Origin of the sequence: Streptomyces sp. Y7, assembly GCF_043195415.1 — a bacterium.
In the GTDB taxonomy this organism is placed as follows: Bacteria; Actinomycetota; Actinomycetes; order Streptomycetales; family Streptomycetaceae; genus Streptomyces.
In genome coordinates this window covers 1-239 of sequence record NZ_JBIDDQ010000082.1, presented here as the reverse complement: position 1 = coordinate 239, position 239 = coordinate 1, and the positions used below count along the sequence as shown (strand labels likewise).

Genomic DNA, 239 nt, shown 5'->3' with positions numbered 1-239 from the left:
AGGTCCGGCGTAGAGGGTAAGACCCCCGTAGTCGAAACGTCAGCGGCTCGTTTGAGAGACACCCAAGTAGCACGGGGCCCGAGAAATCCCGTGTGAATCTGGCGGGACCACCCGCTAAGCCTAAATAGTCCCTGGTGACCGATAGCGGATAGTACCGTGAGGGAATGGTGAAAAGTACCCCGGGAGGGGAGTGAAATAGTACCTGAAACCGTGTGCCTACAAGCCGTGGGAGCGTCGGA

General features: G+C 58.2%; 1 rRNA gene. It reads left to right on the top strand.

Annotation, left to right across the window (positions count from 1 at the left end):
• Nucleotides 1–239: ribosomal RNA gene (locus tag ACGFW6_RS45190) — 23S ribosomal RNA — on the top strand; the annotation flags it as partial.